Below are 20,092 nucleotides of genomic sequence, written 5' to 3' on the forward strand. Positions count from 1 at the left end.
ATCGGGTTTTCGATGCGTGGGCTTCTGATCTCGTGACTAATCGTCATGGCGGTGTTCCATCCTTTCAGGGGTGTGGTGGGGGAGTGCGATCAGAGTAGGCGCCCGGGGTCGTCGGAGGGAAGAGAAGTGCGTGGGAAGGTGCTGTGAGCCCGGAGCGCAGGTGTGCCCCGGCGATTGGGGCAAACCTCCACGACACCCGCATGCGGGTATCCGTGCACGCCAAATTTTCCCCGTGTCGACGGGGGCCTCGATAGACTGGGATCATGACTGAGCCCTATACCCTTATCCTGCTGCGTCACGGTAACAGTGACTGGAACCAGAAGAACCTGTTCACCGGTTGGGTCGATGTTCGCCTGAGCGACCAGGGTGTTGCTGAGGCCGCCCGCGCCGGCGAGCTGCTGACCGAATCCGGTCTGCGCCCCGACGTGCTGTTCACCTCCGTGCTGACCCGCGCCATCCAGACCGCCAACATCGCTCTGGACAAGGCGGACCTGTCCTGGATCCCGGTCACCCGCTCCTGGCGTCTGAACGAGCGTCACTACGGTGCGCTCCAGGGCAAGGACAAGGCCCAGACCCTCGCCGAGTACGGCCCCGAGCAGTTCCAGACCTGGCGTCGTTCCTTCGACGTACCGCCGCCCGCACTGGCCGCGGACGCCGAGTACTCGCAGGCCCACGACCCGCGCTACGCCGACATCGATGGTGAGATCCCCGAGACCGAGTGCCTCAAGGACGTCATCGAGCGCATGCTCCCCTACTGGGAGGGCACCATCGCCCCCGAGCTGGTATCGGGCAAGACCGTCCTGGTCACCGCCCACGGCAACTCGCTGCGCGCACTCGTGAAGCACCTCGACGGTATCTCGGATGACGAGATCGCCGAGCTGAACATCCCGACCGGTATCCCGCTGGTGTACCGCCTGGACGCAGACCTCAAGCCGATCGGTGCCGCCGAGTACCTCGACCCCGAGGCTGCCGCCGCCGGTGCCGCCGCCGTGGCCGCCCAGGGCGAGAAGAAGTAACCTTTCGTCCCAACACAAAGCCCCCGAGACCATGCGGTCTCGGGGGTTTCGTGCATTTGGGCAGTCTCGTCCGTGTTGCATCCCGAATGATCCTAGATCGATCTCACCCCACTCTGGTGAGGTCTGGCACCCCAGACAGACCGGCCGGGACGGGCATTGTTCCGGGGATGCGGGACCGGTTGGATTGGGTCAGGCAGACAACGAAAGGTCTTCAACATGGCACTCCCTGGGGCACGTCCGGTTCGCGCGGCGCGAGGTACCGAGATCACCGCAAAAAGCTGGCAGACCGAAGCCGTGCTGCGCATGCTGCACAACAACCTCGATCCCGAGGTAGCCGAGCGCCCCGACGACCTCGTCGTCTACGGCGGCACCGGCCGGGCCGCACGCGACTGGGCGAGCTTCGACGCGATTACCCGCGAACTCACCAACCTCGATGACGATGAAACCCTGCTGGTGCAGTCCGGCAAGCCCGTCGGCGTTTTCCGCACCAACGTGTGGGCACCGCGCGTGCTGATCGCCAACTCCAACCTCGTCGGCGACTGGGCGACGTGGCCCGAGTTCCGCCGCCTGGAGGCCGAGGGCCTGACCATGTACGGCCAGATGACCGCGGGGTCCTGGATCTATATCGGTACCCAGGGCATCCTCCAGGGTACCTACGAAACCTTCGCCGCGATCGCCGAAAAGCGCTTCGGCGGCACCCTCGCCGGCACCCTGACCCTGACTGGCGGCTGTGGCGGCATGGGCGGCGCGCAGCCGCTCTCGGTCACCCTGAACGGCGGGGCCGTGCTGATCGTCGACGTCGACATCGACCGCCTGAACCGCCGCGCCGGCAAGCGCTACCTCGACCGCGTCGAGACCGACATCGACCGCGCCCTCGAACTCGTCCTCGAGGCTAAGGAAAACCGCACCGCGCTCTCGGTGGGCCTCGTGGGCAACGCCGCCGAGGTCTTCCCCGAGCTGCTGCGCCGCGGCATTCCGATCGACATCGTGACCGACCAGACCTCCGCCCACGACCCGCTCTCCTACCTCCCGATCGGGTACACCGTCGCCGAGTGGGCCGAGCGCGCCGCCGCCGATCCCGAAACCTTCACGATCGACGCCCGCGCCTCGATGGCCGCACACGTCAAGGCGATGGTTGAGTTCCAGGATGCCGGCGCCGAGGTCTTCGACTACGGCAACTCGATCCGCGACGAGGCCCGCCACGGCGGCTACGACCGCGCATTCGAATTCCCCGGATTCGTGCCCGCCTATATCCGTCCGCTGTTCTGCGAGGGACTCGGACCGTTCCGCTGGGTCGCGCTCTCCGGTGACCCCGAGGACATCCGGGTCACCGACGAGGCCATGCTTGAGCTGTTCCCCGAAAACGAGCACCTGCACCGCTGGATCCGCGCCGCTCAGGAGCACGTCGAGTACGAGGGCCTGCCCGCACGCATCTGCTGGCTCGGCTACGGCGACCGGGCCAAGGCTGCCGTGCGCTTCAACGAGCTGGTGGCCGAGGGCAAGGTGAGCGCCCCGATCGTGATCGGCCGTGACCACCTCGACTCCGGATCGGTCGCCTCGCCCTACCGCGAGACCGAATCCATGGCCGACGGCTCGGACGCCATCGCCGACTGGCCCCTGCTCAACGCCTTGACCGCCGCATCCTCGGGTGCCACCTGGGTGTCGATCCACCACGGCGGCGGCGTGGGCATCGGCCGCTCGATCCACTCCGGTCAGGTATCCGTGGCCGACGGCACCCCGCTGGCAGCCGAGCGCCTCTCGCGTCTGCTGACCAACGACCCGGGCATGGGTGTGATTCGACACGTGGATGCCGGCTACCAGCGGGCCGTGGACGTGGCCGCCGAGCGCGGCGTCCACATCCCGATGGAACCGACCATCCGCAACACCGGCAACTAGCCAGAGTTTCGGATGCGGGGGCTGCGGCCTCCGCATCCGAACCGCTCGGGAGGAGCGAACATGAGCACCCTGATCACCGGCATCGGCGAGCTGACCACCCACGATCCCGCATATCCCGGCGGTCGCCTGCACGATGCGGCGGTCGTGATCGAAGACGGCCTGGTTGCCTGGACCGGGCCCGCCTCCGACGCCCCCGCCGCCGACGAGAGCTATGATGCCGAGGGACGCGCGGCGCTGCCCGGCTGGGTGGATTCGCACACCCACCTGGTGTTTGCCGGGGACCGGACCGCCGAGTTTGAGGCGCGAATGGCCGGGGAATCATATGCCGCCGGCGGCATCAACGTGACCGTCGAGGCGACACGTGCAGCCTCCGATGCCGAGCTGGAACGCGGCCTGGTCCGTCATCTAGAAGAAGCCTACGACGGTGGCACCACGACCCTGGAAACCAAAACCGGATACGGGCTGACCGTGACAGATGAGCGACGGTCCGCCCTGATCGCCGCCCGGCACGTGGATGAGGTGACCTTCCTCGGTGCCCACGTCGTGCCCGCCGGAAGCGACCGTGAGGCCTACCTCGACCTGGTGACCGGCGAGATGCTGGACGCGGTGGCAGACATCGTCAGCGCGGTGGACGTCTTCTGCGAGACCGGGGCGTTTGATGAGGCGGAAACCCGGCGCATCCTGGAGGCCGCCGGTGCTCGCGGACTCGCGACCCACGTCCACGGGAACCAGCTCGGGCACGGTCCCGGCGTCCGCCTGGCGGTCGAATACGGATCGCTGAGCGTTGACCACCTGGGGTTTCTGACCGATGCGGACGTGGACCTGCTGGCAGGATCCGCGACCGTCGCCACCGTCCTCCCCGCCTGCGATCTCTCGACCCGGATGCCGCTGGCCCCCGCCCGTCAGCTCGTGGATGCGGGTGCCCATCTGGCGATTGCGACCAACGCGAATCCGGGAACGTCCTACACATCCTCGATGGGATTCGCCGTGGCCACCGCGGTGCTGCAGATGCGGCTTACCGTGGCCGAGGCCGTGCGCGCGGCGACCCACGGCGGTGCGCGGGCGCTGGGTCGTCACTTCGACCGCCCCGGCAAACCCCGAGTGGGCGAGCTCACGGTGGGGGCTCGCGCCGACCTTCAGATACTCGATGCGCCCTCGGTAACCCACCTGGCGTATCGTCCCGGCATGCCGCTGACCCGCGCGGTCTGGCATGCCGGAGTACGCGTTCGCGGATAACAGGGGAAGAGGGATCCGCGAACGATCACGGGCCGATCGGGGAGCTGCACCCCGGTCGGCCCGCTCCCCGTTAACACCAGAATGTGCCCTAGATGGGGGCAGTAAACAACACCTGATCTGTATTTTTGGTAACAAAATGAACATGTTTTGACGCTAAAAACGTGGAAGCGCCCCGCTTTGGCTAGGCTGCAACGAGTGCGCGCGGAATCGGAATAGGTTTGCGCACACTCGCGGTATCCGCGGGGCCGTCAGCGCACGCCCCACACCACAGGTAAGGGGTAGCAGAGTGACAACGTACCAACGGAGAATTCGCCGCGGCGGCTCGGGGCTTCTTGCCCTGCTGCTGGCGACGGGGCTGATGACCGGTGCCGGTGCGTATGCCGCCGCGCCGGAAATCCCCACCACCCATTTCGTGATGGACCAAACCGTCAACACGGGCACCTCCTCCTGGGAGTCACTGCAAACCCCCGACGGGCGAATCTTTATAGCAAATTCCGGAACCGCGACCCTCACCGAGGTCGCCGTTGACGGTACCGTCACTCAGATTCCGGTTCTGGATCGCCCGTTCGCACTGGACTACGATTCGGCAACCGGGGCGCTCTGGGTGGCGCATTCGCTGCGTGGTGTTGCCAACGTGACCAAACTCGCGGCCGACGGCACCCAGACCACCTATAGCGCACCGGGTACGGCGACCTCAATCGCCGTGAATCCCATCAACGGCGCCGTCTATGTGGGGGCAAACTCGAGCTCGGTCATCGGCAAGATCGCCGCGGATGGAACCGTCACCAGTATCAACCTCGCCGCGTTTCAACCCACCGATGTCGTTGTTGATCCGGTGACCGGCACGGTGTGGGCGATCGACTTCGGCGCGACCCACAACGTGTTTAGAGTGGACCCGAACAACGACACGGTGGTGACATCGAACCTGGGCATCGAGCCGGCCACAATCGGGTTTAACCCGCGCGATGGTCGGGTATGGATTGGCAGTTCCGGATTCAACCCGAGGGGAACCGTATCGATTGATCGCGCCGGTACCGAGCGGCGTTTCGACGGCGTCCTGGGAAATCGGAACATCGATTTTGACAACCAGGGCCGTGCCCTCATCTCCTCCTCGGCCGGTCTCACGGTGATCACCGCGGACGGGGCGGTGAGCGACTATTCACTGGGTGAGCAAAACGGGGCAACGAGCGATCCCGAGGGAGCCATCTATGCCGCTGGGGCCGACGGGACGCTTTCGGTGATCAATCCCGACGGGCGTGAGGAACGACTGAGTATTGGTGGCTCACTGCGCCGACCGCACTTTGATCGAGTGGCCCAGAACGTTCTGGTCCTCAACCTGCGTTCCGGCGAGGCAAACCGTATTCTTGGTGGCAAGGCCGCCACGATTGTCGATGCGGACCTGGTGCCCGGCACTTTGGGGGTCGCCTATCGGGCAACCATCGATTTTGGCGGCGATCCCGAGGCCACGCTGAGTCTCGCCGAGGGTAGCGCGCTCCCGGCAGGTATGACCCTTGCCGCCGATGGGACACTCGCCGGAACGCCCACCGCGGTCGGAACATTCACCTTTACCCTTGAAGCCACCAATGCGTTGCGTACGCACAGCGTGCCCTTCACCCTCGTTGTTGCTGCCGTTGAGACGCCGGTGGTGATCCTCACACCCGCGGCCGGGGATACGCAGGACCGGCGTCCGGTGGTGAGTGGAACGGGTGTTCCCGGGGCGACCGTGACCCTCACCGGTAATGGAGCTGCCCTGGGGACCGTGCCGGTCGGGGATGATGGCACCTGGACCTTCACTCCGGAGACGGATCTCGCGCTCGGCGAGTGGACCCTATCGGCCGCCCAGAGCGCCAATACGTCGACGTCGAGCGTTGTCATCACCGTGGTGCCGGTTCCCGAACCCACGCCGACTCCGAGCCCCACGCCGGACCCTTCGGTGACGGCCCTCCCCACTCCAACGGGCACCGCCGCACCCTCGCCCAGCACCCCCACGGCTGGCGCAACCTCCGGGGCACATGACGGAGGGACCCTTCCCGAATCCGGGCAGGGAATGCTGGCTGCCGGGATCATCGGTGCGCTGTCCCTGCTGATACTTGGGGCCGTACTGAATCACGGCGCGCGTCGCCGAAACGGCTAGTTTCCCGACCGCATTCGCCGGACGACCGTCTCGTCCGGCGAATGCGGGTATGCCCAGGGCTAGGAGGTGCGGCCGTAGATGCGCTGGGTCAGGGTGTCCGCGGTGTTCTGCACCTGCTCGACCAGACCGGCGAGGGCCGAGGGATCCACCGAATCCGCGGGGAAGGTAACCGCGAGGCCCGCGACCGGCCAGCCGCGGTGGTCGTGGACCGCGCAGGCCACCGAGGACAGGCCCGGGCTGACCGAGCCATCCTCGGTGGCGTAGCCTCGGCGCTGCACCTGGCCGAGTACCTCGCGCAGCCGGCCGTAGCGGGTGATCTCATCGGGCCCCTCGCCACGGGACACAAAGGATTCCTTGTCCGGGAACAGGGCCCGCACCTGGGCCGGGGGCATCCCGGCGAGGATCGCGCGCCCGGTGGCGGTCAGCGGGGCGGGTAGGCGTACGTCCACATCGGTGACCAGCGAGGGGGCGTTTCGGGCTCGTTCCTCCACGATGTAGAGGACGTCGCGCCCGTGCAGAACCGCGAGGTGCGCGCTGGCCCCCACCCGGTCCACCAGCCCCGCGAGCAGCGGACGGCCGAGCCGGGACAGCGGCTCCTGTCGCGCATACGCCGAGCTCAGGGCCGCCGCGGCGACCCCGAGCCCGTAGCGCTTCTCCTCGGCCAGGTGCAGCACAAAACCGTTGCGCACCAGCACGTTGAGCAGGTGGTAAACGCTGGATCGGGGCAGATCCAGCTGGGTCGCGATCATCGAGGCGGGCAGGGGCCCGCGCTGGGTGGAGAGCAGGGTGAGGATCTGCAGCGTCTGTTCCGCCGCGGGTACCCTCGATGCTTCGCCAACCATGTTTCACTCCCCAAACCGATGGATCTCCCCGGTCGTCATCGAACGGGGGTTGTCTCCAGCCTAGTCAAGCAGACCGATGGCGTCCTCCACAGCGGCCAAAACGGCGCCGGATTCCACCAGTTCGGTGGCGGCGGTGATGGTGGGGGAGAGGAACTCATCGGTGTTCGGGGCGGCGATCTGGGTGCGGAACAGGGTGTGCACGGCACCGGTGGCGGCTCCCGGACGCTGCTCGGGTGCGTCGTTCAGGCGGAAGTCCAGCGCGCGGGTCGAGGCCAGCAGCTCGATCGAGAGTACCCGGCGCAGGCCGTCGATTCCCCGGCGCAGCTTGCGGGCGGCGGCCCAGCCCATCGACACGTGATCCTCCTGCATCGCCGAGGAGGGGATCGAATCCACCGAGGCGGGCACCGCGAGACGCTTGAGTTCGGAGACGATCCCGGCGGCGGTGTACTGGGCGATCATCAGCCCCGAGTCCAGACCCGGGTCGGCGGCGAGGAACGGCGGCAGACCGTGGTTGCGGGAGGTGTCGAGGAAGCGGTCGGTGCGACGCTCGGAAATGCTGGCGAGGTCGGCCACGGCGATCGCCAGGAAGTCGAGCACGTAACCCACCGGGGCCCCGTGGAAGTTTCCATTGGACTCGACCCGGCCATCGCTGGTGACGACCGGGTTATCCACGGCCGAACCGAGCTCGATCTGCGCGACGCTCTCGGCGTGCGCCATCGTGGCTCGCACGGCCCCGTGCACCTGGGGCGAGCAGCGCAGCGAGTAGGCATCCTGAACCCGGGTGAACTGACCTTCCACCGGACGCTGAATCAGGCCCGAGTCGGCGAGGACCCGGCGCAGGTTCGCGGCGCTGTCGCGCTGTCCGGGGTGCGGACGCAGCTCGTGCAGGTCGGGGGCGAACACCGCGTCGGTGCCCCGCAGGCCCTCGATGCTCGCGGCGGCCGCGATGTCCGCGACCCGGACCAGCTGCGCCAGGTCGAACAGGGCCAGCGAGAGCATGCCGAGCATGCCGTCGGTGCCGTTGATCAGCGCCAGACCCTCCTTTTCGGCCAGTACCACCGGGGTGATTCCGGCCGCGGCCAGCGCCTCGGCGGCGTCCTGACGGCGTCCATCGGGTCCGTGCACCTCGCCCTCGCCCATGACCGCGAGCGCGCAGTGGGCGAGCGGGGACAGATCCCCCGAGCAGCCCAGCGAACCGTACTCGTGCACTACCGGGGTGATGCCCGCGTTGAGGACGTCGCGGTAGGCCTCGGCGGTTTCCAGGCGCACCCCCGTGTGTCCGGAAACAAGGGTGTTCAGACGCAGCAGCATCAGCGCGCGCACGACCTCTCGCTCGACCTCGGCGCCGGTGCCGGCGGCGTGGGAGCGCACCAGGCTGCGCTGCAGCTGGGCGCGCTTCTCGGTCGGGATCTGCACGTTGGCGAGCGCCCCGAAACCGGTGGACACGCCGTAGTGCGGGCGGGTATCGTTGGCCAGCTCCTCGATCACGTCCCGCGCCGCGCGGATCCGAACCGCGGCCTCCGGGGCAATCTCGATGCGGGCATTTTCGCGGGCAACCCGAACCACGTCGTTGATGGTGAGGGTGTGCGCGCCGAGGGTGATGGTCTGTGTGATGCTCATGATCCGATTTGAGCGCACCGGCGGCAAAAGGCCAACCCGACCCGTGCCGCTATTGTCTGGTATTCCAGATCTGTTGCGAAACCCAGACGGCCTCTCGCGTCTGTAGAGCGTCTGCATCGCGTCTGCGGAGCGTCCGCGGAGCTGCTGCCGAGCCGCTCCCGCTTCGCAAAAACCCCTCGGCACGACGTCTGACAGACCAGACACAAGTGGGCATGCACCCCGTACACCCCGAGGGAATTCCCGCGGTACGGTCGGGGAATGAGTACCCCATCCCTGCACGATGATCCGCTCTGGCCTCGCACTGGCGCCTGGCCCTCCCGTGGATCACTGCCGGGCGGCAGAGTCGCCGACCTGGCCATTATCGGTGTGCCCACGTGGCGCACCTCGCTCTCGCCCACCGGCGCGCAGCACACCCCCGACGCCATCCGAGACGCGCTGCGGCGCTACTCGGGACACAGTGTCAGTCTCGATGGCACAACCGACATCGTGATCGAGGAGGCGCTGCGCCTGGTGGACGACGGAAACCTCGCCGATCCGGATACTCCGGAGGGGGAGGCTTCGGCCATTCGCACCCTGCGCGAATTGGCCTCCGACACCGAACTGCTCATAAGCTTGGGCGGAGACAATGCGGCCACCGTTCCGGCCGCACTCGGGGGATTTGGTGATAACCTTGCCACCGCCGGGCTGATCACGATCGACGCGCACCATGACCTGCGCGACGGAGTGAGTAACGGATCCCCGGTACGCCGCCTCATCCAGGCGGGCCTCGAGGGCACCCGGGTGGTCCAGATCGGCATCGCCGACTTCGCCAACTCCCGCGCCTACCGTGAGCGGGCCCGCGAACTGGGCATCACCGTGATTCACCGCGATGCGCTCCACGATCGCACCCCGCAGGACATCGCCCACGAGGCCCTGGCCATCGCGGGTGCTGCGGGCGGACCCGTGCACATCGATGTGGATGTGGACGTGTGCGATCGCAGCGTGGCCCCGGCCTGCCCGGCATCGGTGCCGGGTGGATTACAGGCGCATGAACTGCGTCGCCTCACCCGGGCGCTGGCCCGGGATGCGCGGGTACGCTCGCTCGATATCACCGAGATCGATGCCACCGCAGACACCGCGGACGGCCGGACCATCCGGCTCGCCGCCCTCCTGATTCTTGAGGCCGCTACCGGCCTGATCCAACGAAAGGCTGCCCAATGAGCGCCGAACCGAAAACCCCGCTCGCGCCGCCCGCGAGCGCCGGAGCCCCCGGCGTGATGCGCCGCGGCCTCACCGCCCGGCACATCCGCTTCATGGCCCTCGGCTCGGCGATCGGGACCGGCCTGTTCTACGGTTCCTCGGCGGCCATCAAGACCGCCGGACCCGCGGTGCTGATCGCCTATATGATCGGCGGCGCGGCGGTCTTCATGGTCATGCGTGCCCTCGGCGAGATGGCCGTGCGCCACCCCATCTCGGGCTCGTTCGGGCAGTATGCCTCGCGCTACATCGGTCCCTTCGCCGGATTCCTGACCGGCTGGACCTACACGTTTGAAATGTTTGTGGTCGCCCTGGCGGACGTCACTGCATTCTCGGTCTATATGGGCTTCTGGTTCCCCGATGTGGATCGCTGGATCTGGATCCTGGCGCTGATCTTCTTCATCGCCGCGGTCAACCTGATCTCGGTCAAGGTGTTTGGTGAGCTGGAGTTCTGGTTTGCGCTGATCAAGATCGTGGCCATCATCGGCATGATCGCCGGTGGCATCGCGATCATCGTCTTCGGCCTGGGGAACCAGAGCGAAAACGCCGCGGGCCTGGCGAACCTTTTCGATCACGGCGGATTCTTCGCCGGCGGATTTATGGGCTTCCTGGCCGCGTTCACCATCGTGATGTTTGCCTTCGGCGGCATCGAGGTTATCGGCATCACCGCCGGTGAGGCGCAGAACCCCAAGAAGGTCATCCCCAAGGCGATCAACTCGGTGCCCGTGCGCATCCTGCTCTTCTACGTGCTGACCCTCGGCGTGATCATGATGATCCAGCCCTGGAACACCATCGACGGATCCAAGAGCCCGTTCGTGTCGATCTTCGACGGACTGGGCCTGACCGGCGCCGCCCACGTACTGAACGCGGTCGTGATCACCGCGGCGATCTCGGCGATCAATGCGGACATCTTCGGTGCCGGACGCATGCTGCACGGCCTGGCCGAGCAGGGCCACGCTCCCAAGGCGTTCACCAGCCTGACCCGCACCGGGGTGCCGTGGCTCACGGTCATCGCGATGGCCGGCGCGCTGCTGGTGGGTGTGGTGTTGAACATCCTCTTCCCCGATCAGATCTTCTTCCTGATCGCGGCCCTGGCCACCTTCGCCACGGTGGTGGTGTGGCTGATGATTCTGATCTCGCATATTCGGATGAAACGCGAGATCGCCCGTGACAACCTGCTGCCCAGCGAGTTCCCGGTTCCGCTGTGGCCCGCCGCATCCTGGGCCGCGGTGGGGTTCATCGTGTTTGTGATCGTGATGATCGGTGTGGTGCCCGGCACCCGGGACGCCCTCTGGGTGGGACTGGTGTGGATCGCGATTCTGGCGCTCAGCTACCACTTCCTGGTGAAGCCCGCCGGGAAGAAGCGGCGCGAGCTGGAGGACACCACGGCGCCGATCCGGATCATTCCGCCGAGCGAGCGCTAACCTCCGCCCGAGCCACACACACGCCGCCCGGCATCCCCACGGATGCTGGGCGGCACTGTGCTAACGTGACCAGCATGTCCGCCGTGATTCCCAACAGCCTGAGCGAGCGGGTGTTTGAGCGGATCCGCGACCGGATCATCGACGGCACCCTGGCCCCGGGCGAGCGCCTGCGCGAACGCGAGTTGGCCGCCGAGCTTGAGGTGTCCCGGGTGCCGGTGCGTGAGGCATTGCCGCGGCTGCTGGATGCCGGGTACATTGCCGCGGGGCCCGGACGTGGCACCGTGGTGCGTGACTTTGACCGCGCCGAGGTGATTGAGCTTTTTGACGTGCGCGCGCACCTGGACGTGCTGGCCGCCGAGTCCGCGGCCCGCAATGTGGCGGCCGGGGCGGATACCACCGCGTTGGCCGTGGCGCTGGCGGCGGTGACCGCGCGGGTGACGTCGGATGGGGCTCGGAGCGATAGCGCCCGGGCCGAGGTATCCCGAACCGAGGCGTCGGATGGGGCCACCGCTGCGGCCGCGGTCCTGCATGCGGAGATCGTCAAACTTGCCGATAACTCGCTGCTGACCCGGCTGCTGCGACCGGTCCTGGATATGGATCGACGCCTGGCGGCCCACGCTTACCGTGAGGATCACGATGAGGCGGTGGACGAGCACCGAAGTCTTGCGGGAGCCATCCTGCGGGGACGGCCGGAAGCCGCGGCGGGCTTTGCGCGCGCCCATGTGGCCGAGGCGAGACAGCGCGTTCTTGACGCGCTCAATACAACCAGATAAATCCCAACTGGGTATACCGAAATGTTCACCGGCCCGAGGGGGTGGCGGGAATTTACATGTTAGAAACATGATCGCCGCCAAGTGGACTTTCGCATTGCCTAGTTTGGGTATACCGAGGCGGTGACCGTTGGGTCCCGCGTCAGCGGAGGGATCACGGGTGACCACACCATCACAGCACCGGACAGGCGGCGTCTCGCACGTCGCCCTGATGCTTGCACTCACGTTCTCCACCGGCATCATCGATGCGGTGGGCTATGTCGGCCTGGACCGGGTCTTCACCGGCAACATGACCGGCAACGTGGTGCTGCTCGGGATGGCCCTGGTTGGCGCCGATCATCTGCCGATCCTCGGCCCGGTGATCGCCCTCTTCTGCTTCATGGCGGGGGCCGCGATCAGCGGACGACTGGCTCGGGGCAGTGAACCCGGCTGGACCCGCCGCAACACCACCCAGCTGGGCATCGTGGCCGCGGGTCTGATCGCCTGCGCGGTGATTGTGCTGACCCTGCCGGTGGTGGATATCACCCCGCTGGCCCTCACCGTGACCGGCCTGCTGGGTGCCTCGATGGGACTACAGGCCGGTGCGGCACGCCACCTCGCGGTGGCCGATGTGACCACCGTCGTGGTGACCTCCACCCTGGTTGGCCTCGCCTACGACTCCGTGCTGGGTCGCGGCGCCACCCACCCGTGGCTGCGCCGAGCCCTCGCGGTCATCCTGATCGGGCTGGGGGCCGCCACCGGTGCCTGGCTGCACCGGTTCGGGCTGGCTCCGGGCATTCTGGTGGCCGCCCTGATCACCATCGTGGTGGCTTTCCTCGGCCACCGCGGAGCATCCCGCAGCGAGACCCGCGCATGATCGCGGGGCGAGCGCCTCATCACGAGGGCATCCCGGTGCCCGGAAAGACACTGCCGATGACATCCCCCGCGCTCGCCCCCTCCTCGCCCGAATCTGCCGCGGCGCTGCCCGTTTCCTTGCCCGAATCTCTCGCCGCCGAGACTCTCGGCGAATCGTTGCCGAACGGACCCCTCGAATTCGGGCGGCTCGATCCCGGCACCCCCGAGATCGGGATCGGCCCGATCCTGCAGCGCGGCACCGGTCCGATCCGCGCCGCCCACTACGTGCCCGCGGGCGTCGATACCGTGCTCTGGGGGCGTCTGCCCGCCGCCGGTGATGCGCCGATCCTCAGCGTGGATTCCGGCACCGAGGTCACCATCGATACCGTCAGCCATGAGGGGTTGCTGGAAGACCAGGGCGGGGATCCCGTCGCCTTCTTTGGTGCACACGGGGTGCCCCGAAACCGTGTCCTGGATGATGCGGTAGAAATTGCCGGTTTGGTGCCGCGCGATGCAGGTATCGATGGGCCGCACGTGGTGTCGCGGCCGATCGAGGTGCGGGGTGCCCGGCCCGGCGATGTCCTGGGAATCACCCTGGTCGAGGCCCTGCGCCGAGTCCCCTACGGGGTGATTTCCAACCGGCACGGACGCGGTGCGCTGCCCGATCGCTTCCCCGAGGGACCCGAGAACGTGAGCGTGTTCAGCCCGGTGATGCCGAACGACCCCACCGACCTCGCGGCCGACGCCCCCGCCCACGGCAGCGTGCCGCTGCGCACCGATGCGTCCGGGCTCAGGGGTGACCCGCAGACACCTCCGTCCGGCTCGCAGCCCGGTCTGGGTGACGGCGGCGCGCCTGCGCGGGCGACCTTCCCACTGCGCCCGTTCCTGGGGATCATGGGGGTCGCGGTGGCCGAGACCGAGCGTCCCCACTCGGTGCCGCCGGGGATGCACGGTGGCAACATCGATGTGTCCCTGCTGGTGCCCGGCACCACCATCTATCTGCCCGTGCAGGTGGCCGGGGCCCTCGCCTATGTGGGCGATCCGCACTTCGCCCAGGGGGACGGTGAGGTGTCGCTGACCGCGCTGGAGGCCTCGCTGCGGGTGACCGTGCGCTTTGACCTGGTGAGCGCCTCCGAAGCCGCGGCTCGCTGGGGAACCCTGAGTGCGCCGCTGATCGAGACCCCCGAATATCTCGTGCCCTGCGGTCTGGGGAACACCCTGGACGAGGCGATGCGCGCCTGTGTCGGCGCGAGTGTGGCGCTGCTTGGCGCCCGCTTCGACATGGAGTCCCACCTCGCCTACGCCTACCTCAGCGCCGCGACCGACTTTCGGATTTCCCAGGTGGTGGACCGGGTGGTGGGGGTGCACGCAACCATCCGGCGCACCGATTTTGAGGGCGATCAGAACCTCGGCGCGCTGATCGCCGCGAGCGAGTCCTATGAGGCCGCGCTCGCCGCGAATGATACCGACGCACTGGACACCGCCTTTATCGAGGGACCGGATGCCCTGCGTGCCGATGCCCACGGGATTCTGCGCGGATCCGAGGCGATCTCGCGCTTCCGGGGGCGTCGCGGCGGGACGGCTCGGCGCGAGGTCGTAACGCGCGATGTGCGCTGGATCGACCCGCACAACGCGCTGATGGTCATCGAAACTCGCACCCTTTCCGGCGGACGCGGGCTGAACACGCAGCACTGGACACTCGGTCCGGGCTGCTGGCGGATCGCGCTGGCACAGGTGGCGGCCCCGGCCGCGGCCATCGACCCGGCCGTGTGGCGGATCGTCGGGACGCCGCTGGTTCCGGCGAGCGCCGCCGGGCTGCTGGCGGGGGAGCGGATCGCGGTCAAGGACCTGATTGCGGTTGCCGGGCAGCGCGTCGGCGCCGGGGTTCCCGCCTACCTGGCCGAGGCCGAGTCCGAGAACGAAATCGAGCCCGTCCACGCCCCGGCCCTCGCCGCCCTGCTGAATGCGGGGGCCGAGGTGACCGGGATCGCCCAGACCGACGAATTTGCCTACGGGCTCACCGGTACGAGCGGTCCGCACGCCCCGGCGGCGAACCCGGCCGCTCCCGGGCATCTGCCGGGTGGATCCACGAGCGGCCCGGCCGTGGCCGTGGCATCGGGACAGGTCGGTATCGGACTGGGGACGGACACCGCCGGGTCGATACGTGTGCCCGCCGCCTATCAGGGACTCTGGGGGCTGCGCACCACCCACGGACTGGTGTCGCGGGCCGGGGTGCTGCCGCTGGCTCCGAGCTTTGACACCGTCGGCTGGCTGACCCGATCCCCGGAGCTGCTGCGCCGTGTGCTGCGGGCGAGTGTGTCGGGGCTGTCCGTCGAGGCGAGTGTGCCGGAGATTCTGTGCCTGCCCGACCTCCTCGCCGGGATCGACCCGGACGTGCTTTCCGCCTATCACGATGCCCTCGCGCGCCTGGGAGCGCAGGGGCTGACAATCACCGAGCTCGCCCCCGCCCACCTCGCCGAGGTGCCCGAGGTCTTCCGGGTGGTCCAGGCGGGGGAGGCCCACGCGGCGCACGGCGAGTGGGTGGCCGCGCATCCGGGTGCCCTCGATCCGGCGGTTGCCGAGCGATTCCGGGCCGCCGCGAACCTGGATCCCGCGGTGCTCGCCGCCGCCATAACCCGGCTGCCGGAACTCCGGGCGCACCTGAACGCCGCCCTCGGCGAGCGCGTGGTGCTGCTGCCCACGACTCCCGGACCGGCACCCCGGGTGGACGCGGATCCCGCCGAACTCGACCGGGTTCGCGCCCACACCCTGCGCCTCACCACGCTGGCCTCCCTCACCGGACGCCCGGCGCTCGCCTTCCCGGTGCCGCGGGCACCGGGTGCGCTTCCGATCGGGCTGAGCCTGATCGGCCCGCCCGGCAGCGAGCACACCCTGCTTGCGCTCGCCGAAACCCTGTTCCCCTCAACCGTTCGGGAGATCTCATGACCATCCACCCCCAGGTTCCCGCCTTTGCTTCCGAGCCGATCGCGCCGCCGCAACGGCTACTGATGGGTCCGGGACCGATCAACGCCGATCCGCGCGTGCTGCGGGCGATGTCGGCCGGGCTGATCGGCCAGTTCGACCCGGCCATGACCGACTATATGGGCCAAACCCAGGAGCTCTACCGCCGGGTGTTCCGGACCCGCAACGAACACACACTCCTGGTGGACGGTACCGCCCGCGCGGGCATCGAGGCCGCGCTGTTCTCGCTGATCACTCCCGGCGATCGGGTGCTGGTCCCGATCTTTGGGCGCTTCGGCGGACTGCTGCGCGAGATCTGCGAGCGGGCCGGGGCCGAGGTGCACGTGCGCGAGATCCCCTGGGGCACGGTGTTTCGGCCCGAGCAGATTGCCGAGGCCATCGCGCAGACCCGGCCCGCGCTGGTGGCGATGGTCCATGGCGACACCTCCACCACGATGCTGCAACCGATGGAGGGCCTGCGCGAAATCTGCGACCGCTACGGCGCGCTGCTCTACACCGACGTGACGGCTTCGCTCGGTGGCAACCCGTTTGATCAGGACGAGCTGGGTATCGATGCTGCGACCGCCGGACTGCAGAAGTGCCTGGGCGGTCCCTCGGGCAGCGCACCCGCCTCGTTTTCCCCGGCGGCGGTCGAGCGGATCGGCCGCCGGCACAGTGTGGAGGCGGGCCTGCGCGATCCCGGACAGTTCCCCTCCGAGCACCGCATCCGCTCCAACTACTTCGACCTCGGCATGATCTTTGACTACTGGGGTGCCACCCGGCTCAACCACCACACCGAGGCCACCAGCATGCTCTATGCGGCGCATGAGTGCGCGCGGATCATCGTGACCGAGGGGCTGGCCGAGACCATCGAGCGCCACCGGGTACACGGGGCGGCGATGCATGCGGGCGTGCTCGGTCTCGGCCTGCGTGACTTCGGTGAGGCCCAGTACCGGATGAATAACGTGGTGGCCGTGCACATCCCCGAGGGGGTCAACGGCGACGCGGTGCGAGCGGACATGCTGACGGACTTCGCGATCGAAATCGGCACCTCGTTCGGGCCGCTGCACGGCAAGGTCTGGCGGATCGGCACGATGGGCTACAACGCCCGCCGCGACACCGTGCTCTCGACCCTTGCCGCGCTGGAATCCGTGCTGGTGCGTCACGGCGTTTCGGTGCCGCGCTCGGGCGGAGTCGAGGCCGCGCTGGACAGCTATCGCGGCGCGGGGAACCCGTCATGAGCGCGCACGGGAGTCAGGCGATTCCGCCGCAGGATCGGCACACACCCGTGTCGGGCATCATCGAGCCCGGGCACACGAGCAGCGGGCACGAGCCGAGTGCCGAGGGTACGCTGATCGCCCGCCGCATTGCCGAGCTGGCCGCGGTGTCTGCTCGCCCCGACGCCCTGGAACGGGTACACCTGAGCCTGGAGCACTCGGCGGTCAACGCGTGTGTGGGTACCTGGTTTGCCGAGGCAGGGCTGGAGGTCCGGATCGACGCGGCCGGAAACCTGTGTGGGCGGATCGAGGGGCGCGAGCCCGGACTGCCCGCGCTGCTGCTCGGCTCCCACCTGGACACCGTGCCCGATGCGGGCCGCTATGACGGGATGCTCGGCGTGCTGCTGGCGCTCGCCGCGATCCGACGTCTGGCCGCGCAGGCGCGGAGCCTTCCGTTCGCGTTGGAACTGGTCGCTCTGAGCGATGAGGAGGGCACCCGGTTTGGGACCGCGCTCTCGGGCAGCCGCGCGCTCGCCGGAACGTTTGATCCCGCCTGGTGGGACATCCAGGACGGCGACGGGGCGACCTACCGCGAGGCGGCGCTCGCCTTCGGGCTCGACCCCGCCCGCATCGGCGAGGCAGCCCGCGCCCCGCACGAGCTGGTGGGGTATCTGGAGGCGCACATCGAACAGGGGCCCGAGCTGCTGGATCAGGATCGGCCGCTCGGCGTGGTCTCCTCAATCGGGGCGGCCACCCGTTCCCGGATCACCCTGACCGGAAGAGCCGGTCACGCCGGGGGCACGCCCTGGCCGCGTCGCCGGGACGCGCTGGTCGCCGCGAGCGAGGTGATCCTGGCCATCGAATCCATCGCCCGGGACGCCGGTGCCCTGGCCACCGTGGGCACCATTCAGGTGCTGCCCGGCGGGGTCAACGTGATTCCCGGGATCGCCGAGTTCAGCCTCGACCTGCGCGCCGAATCCACCGAGTTGCGCGCGGCAACCTTCGAGCGGATCCTCGATGCCACCCGCGAGATCTGCGAGCGCCGCCGGGTGATATTCGAGTGCACCGAAACCTACCGGGCCGACGCGGTCACCTGTGCCCCCGCGCTGCGCGCCGCCGTGGAAACCGGGATCGCCCGGGCCACCGCCGCCCCGGTGCCCGCCCCGATCTGGAGCCGGGCCGGACACGATGGCCTGGCCATTGCCACGATCACCGATGTGGCCATGCTGTTTGTGCGCTGCGGCAACGAGGGCATCAGCCACCATCCCGATGAGAGCGTGCTCGATGCCGATATCGAGGTCGCGCTGGAGGCGTTGACCGCGGCGATCCAGGCGTTTGCCGAGGAATACGCCCGCTAGATTCACGTCTCCACGTTCCCCCTCACCGCCCCAAATTGGATGGAGCCTCGATGTCCCCCACACCCCACCTCCCCGACCTCGTCATCCACGCCGAGCGTGCCCTGATCGACGGGGTGCTGCGCCCGGCGAGCGTGCACGTGTCCGGCGGCCGCATCACCGCGATCACCGCCCTCGATACGGAGCCAGACTCCACGCTGCCCGGTATCACCCTGCCGGCCAGCCAGGTGCTGCTTCCGGGACTCGTGGACACCCATGTCCACGTCAACGAACCCGGACGCACCGAGTGGGAGGGCTTTGACTCGGCGACCCGTGCGGCCGCCCGCGGCGGGGTCACGACCCTGCTCGACATGCCGCTGAACTCGATCCCGGTCACCACCACGGTGGCCGCGCTGGAGGAAAAGCTGGCCGCGGCGATCCCGCAGCTCCGGGTGGACGTCGGCTTCTGGGGCGGTGCGGTCCCCGAAAACGGGGCCGACCTGCGTCCGCTGCACGAGGCCGGGGTGTTTGGATTCAAGGCGTTTTTGGCCCCCTCGGGGATCGACGAGTTTGGGCATCTGACCGAGCCCGAGCTGAACACCGTGCTGGCGGCGCTCGCCGAGGACGATGCGCTGCTGATCGTGCACGCCGAATCCCCGGCGGTGCTCGACGCCCAGCCCGAATCCGTGGATGGCGGCTATCCGGAATTTCTCCGCTCGCGCCCGGAGGAGGCCGAGCGGGACGCGATCCGCATGGTCATCGAGGGGCTGGAGCGCACGGGCGGGCGGGCCCACATCCTGCACCTGTCGGCGGCGAGCGCGCTGGATCAGATCCGCGCCGCTAAGGCTGCGGGCCTGCGCCTGACCGTGGAAACCTGCCCGCACTATTTGGGGCTCAGCGCCGAGGACGTGCCCGCCGGGGGCACCGAGTTTAAGTGTTGCCCGCCGATCCGCGACGCGGGAAACCGGGCGGCGCTCTGGGCAGCCCTGATCGATGGGACCATCGACACGATCGCCTCGGACCACTCACCCAGCACGATCGAGCAGAAGCGCCGCGGCGACGGCGACTTCCGGGTCGCCTGGGGCGGGGTCTCGGGACTTGAGGTTGAGCTGCCGGTGGTGTGGACCGCGGCGCGCGAGTTCGGGATGCCGCTCGAGCGGGTCATCCGCCTGCTCGCCGAGGCCCCGGCCCGGCTGGTGGGGCTGAACGACGTGGGTAGCATCGCGGTGGGCAACCGCGCCCACCTGATCGCCTTCGACCCCGACGCCGCGTTCACCGTGCACGCCGAACACCTCGCCCACCGCAACAAGATTTCGGCCTTTGACGGTCGCACCCTGTGCGGCGTGGTTGAGCGGGTCTGGCTGCACGGCACCGAAATCACCGAGGACTCGGCCCCCGGCGGGCAGGTGCGCCGGCGGGGCTGACCTCGGACCTTTCGGCGTGTGTGTCGGCCAGGCTGATGCCGCGCGCGGGGCGGGAGCAACGGCGGGGCTGACCTCGGGCCCTGGGACGGGCTGTCACACTTTGGGCAGGAGCGGTGTCCTATGTCTGAAACCGTTTGTGAACGAGAGG

Annotated in this window: 14 protein-coding genes; 12 read left to right on the top strand and 2 right to left on the bottom strand. The window is 68.5% G+C overall.

Annotated elements, in window-relative coordinates:
- Positions 1-263: 263 nt before the first annotated feature.
- The 4 genes from C7C57_RS03065 (at position 264) to C7C57_RS03080 (ending at position 6,282) form a co-directional block, all read left to right on the top strand.
- On the top strand, positions 264-1,016 hold the full coding sequence (locus tag C7C57_RS03065; protein ID WP_187977539.1) for a phosphoglyceromutase: 753 nt from the start codon (positions 264-266) through the stop codon (positions 1,014-1,016).
- Positions 1,017-1,232: 216 nt separating this feature from the next.
- Positions 1,233-2,912, top strand: coding sequence for a urocanate hydratase (gene hutU, locus C7C57_RS03070; protein WP_187977540.1), 1,680 nt, complete (start codon positions 1,233-1,235; stop codon positions 2,910-2,912).
- Positions 2,913-2,972: 60 nt separating this feature from the next.
- Complete coding sequence (gene hutI / locus C7C57_RS03075; RefSeq protein ID WP_187977541.1) at positions 2,973-4,148, top strand: imidazolonepropionase; 1,176 nt, start codon at positions 2,973-2,975, stop codon at positions 4,146-4,148.
- A 286-nt stretch (positions 4,149-4,434) separates the two neighbouring features.
- A complete protein-coding gene (locus tag C7C57_RS03080; protein ID WP_187977542.1) occupies positions 4,435-6,282 on the top strand; it encodes an Ig-like domain-containing protein in 1,848 nt (615 codons plus the stop codon).
- Positions 6,283-6,341: 59 nt separating this feature from the next.
- Here the strand turns inward: C7C57_RS03080 and C7C57_RS03085 are convergent, their stop codons facing one another.
- The gene (locus C7C57_RS03085) at positions 6,342-7,124 is read right to left on the bottom strand and encodes an IclR family transcriptional regulator (protein WP_030148189.1); all 783 of its coding nucleotides are present in this window, start codon (positions 7,122-7,124) and stop codon (positions 6,342-6,344) included.
- 60 nt (positions 7,125-7,184) lie between these two features.
- A complete protein-coding gene (hutH, locus tag C7C57_RS03090; protein ID WP_187977543.1) occupies positions 7,185-8,744 on the bottom strand; it encodes a histidine ammonia-lyase in 1,560 nt (519 codons plus the stop codon).
- A gap of 258 nt (positions 8,745-9,002) precedes the next feature.
- On the opposite strand from hutH, the gene C7C57_RS03095 reads away from it, so the two are divergent.
- From C7C57_RS03095 to allB, 8 genes are all read left to right on the top strand, one after another.
- Positions 9,003-9,944 (top strand): arginase family protein, encoded by a 942-nt coding sequence (locus C7C57_RS03095; protein WP_187977544.1) that lies wholly within the window; start codon positions 9,003-9,005, stop codon positions 9,942-9,944.
- Positions 9,941-11,404, top strand: a complete 1,464-nt coding sequence (locus tag C7C57_RS03100) for an amino acid permease (RefSeq protein WP_030148192.1) — start codon at positions 9,941-9,943, stop codon at positions 11,402-11,404. Before C7C57_RS03095 ends, C7C57_RS03100 begins: the two co-directional genes overlap by 4 nt.
- A gap of 74 nt (positions 11,405-11,478) precedes the next feature.
- Positions 11,479-12,177 carry a GntR family transcriptional regulator gene (locus C7C57_RS03105; protein WP_255505816.1) on the top strand — a complete coding sequence of 233 codons (699 nt, stop codon included), beginning with the start codon at positions 11,479-11,481 and terminating at the stop codon, positions 12,175-12,177.
- Positions 12,178-12,334: 157 nt separating this feature from the next.
- Positions 12,335-13,030: a YoaK family protein gene (locus tag C7C57_RS03110; protein WP_255505759.1), complete on the top strand. Its 696-nt coding sequence runs from the start codon at positions 12,335-12,337 to the stop codon at positions 13,028-13,030.
- Positions 13,031-13,086: 56 nt separating this feature from the next.
- Positions 13,087-15,954 (top strand): AtzH-like domain-containing protein, encoded by a 2,868-nt coding sequence (locus C7C57_RS15960; protein ID WP_223144781.1) that lies wholly within the window; start codon positions 13,087-13,089, stop codon positions 15,952-15,954.
- On the top strand, positions 15,951-17,210 hold the full coding sequence (locus C7C57_RS03120; protein WP_255505760.1) for an alanine--glyoxylate aminotransferase family protein: 1,260 nt from the start codon (positions 15,951-15,953) through the stop codon (positions 17,208-17,210). The genes C7C57_RS15960 and C7C57_RS03120 overlap by 4 nt, the downstream gene beginning before the upstream one ends.
- Positions 17,207-18,544, top strand: a complete 1,338-nt coding sequence (locus C7C57_RS03125) for an allantoate amidohydrolase (protein ID WP_187977546.1) — start codon at positions 17,207-17,209, stop codon at positions 18,542-18,544. The genes C7C57_RS03120 and C7C57_RS03125 overlap by 4 nt, the downstream gene beginning before the upstream one ends.
- Positions 18,545-18,594: 50 nt before the next feature.
- Positions 18,595-19,944, top strand: coding sequence for an allantoinase AllB (gene allB / locus C7C57_RS03130; RefSeq protein WP_187977547.1), 1,350 nt, complete (start codon positions 18,595-18,597; stop codon positions 19,942-19,944).
- Positions 19,945-20,092 lie beyond the last annotated feature (148 nt).

This window comes from Mycetocola sp. JXN-3 (assembly GCF_014522285.1).
Classification (GTDB): Bacteria; Actinomycetota; Actinomycetes; order Actinomycetales; family Microbacteriaceae; genus Mycetocola; species Mycetocola saprophilus.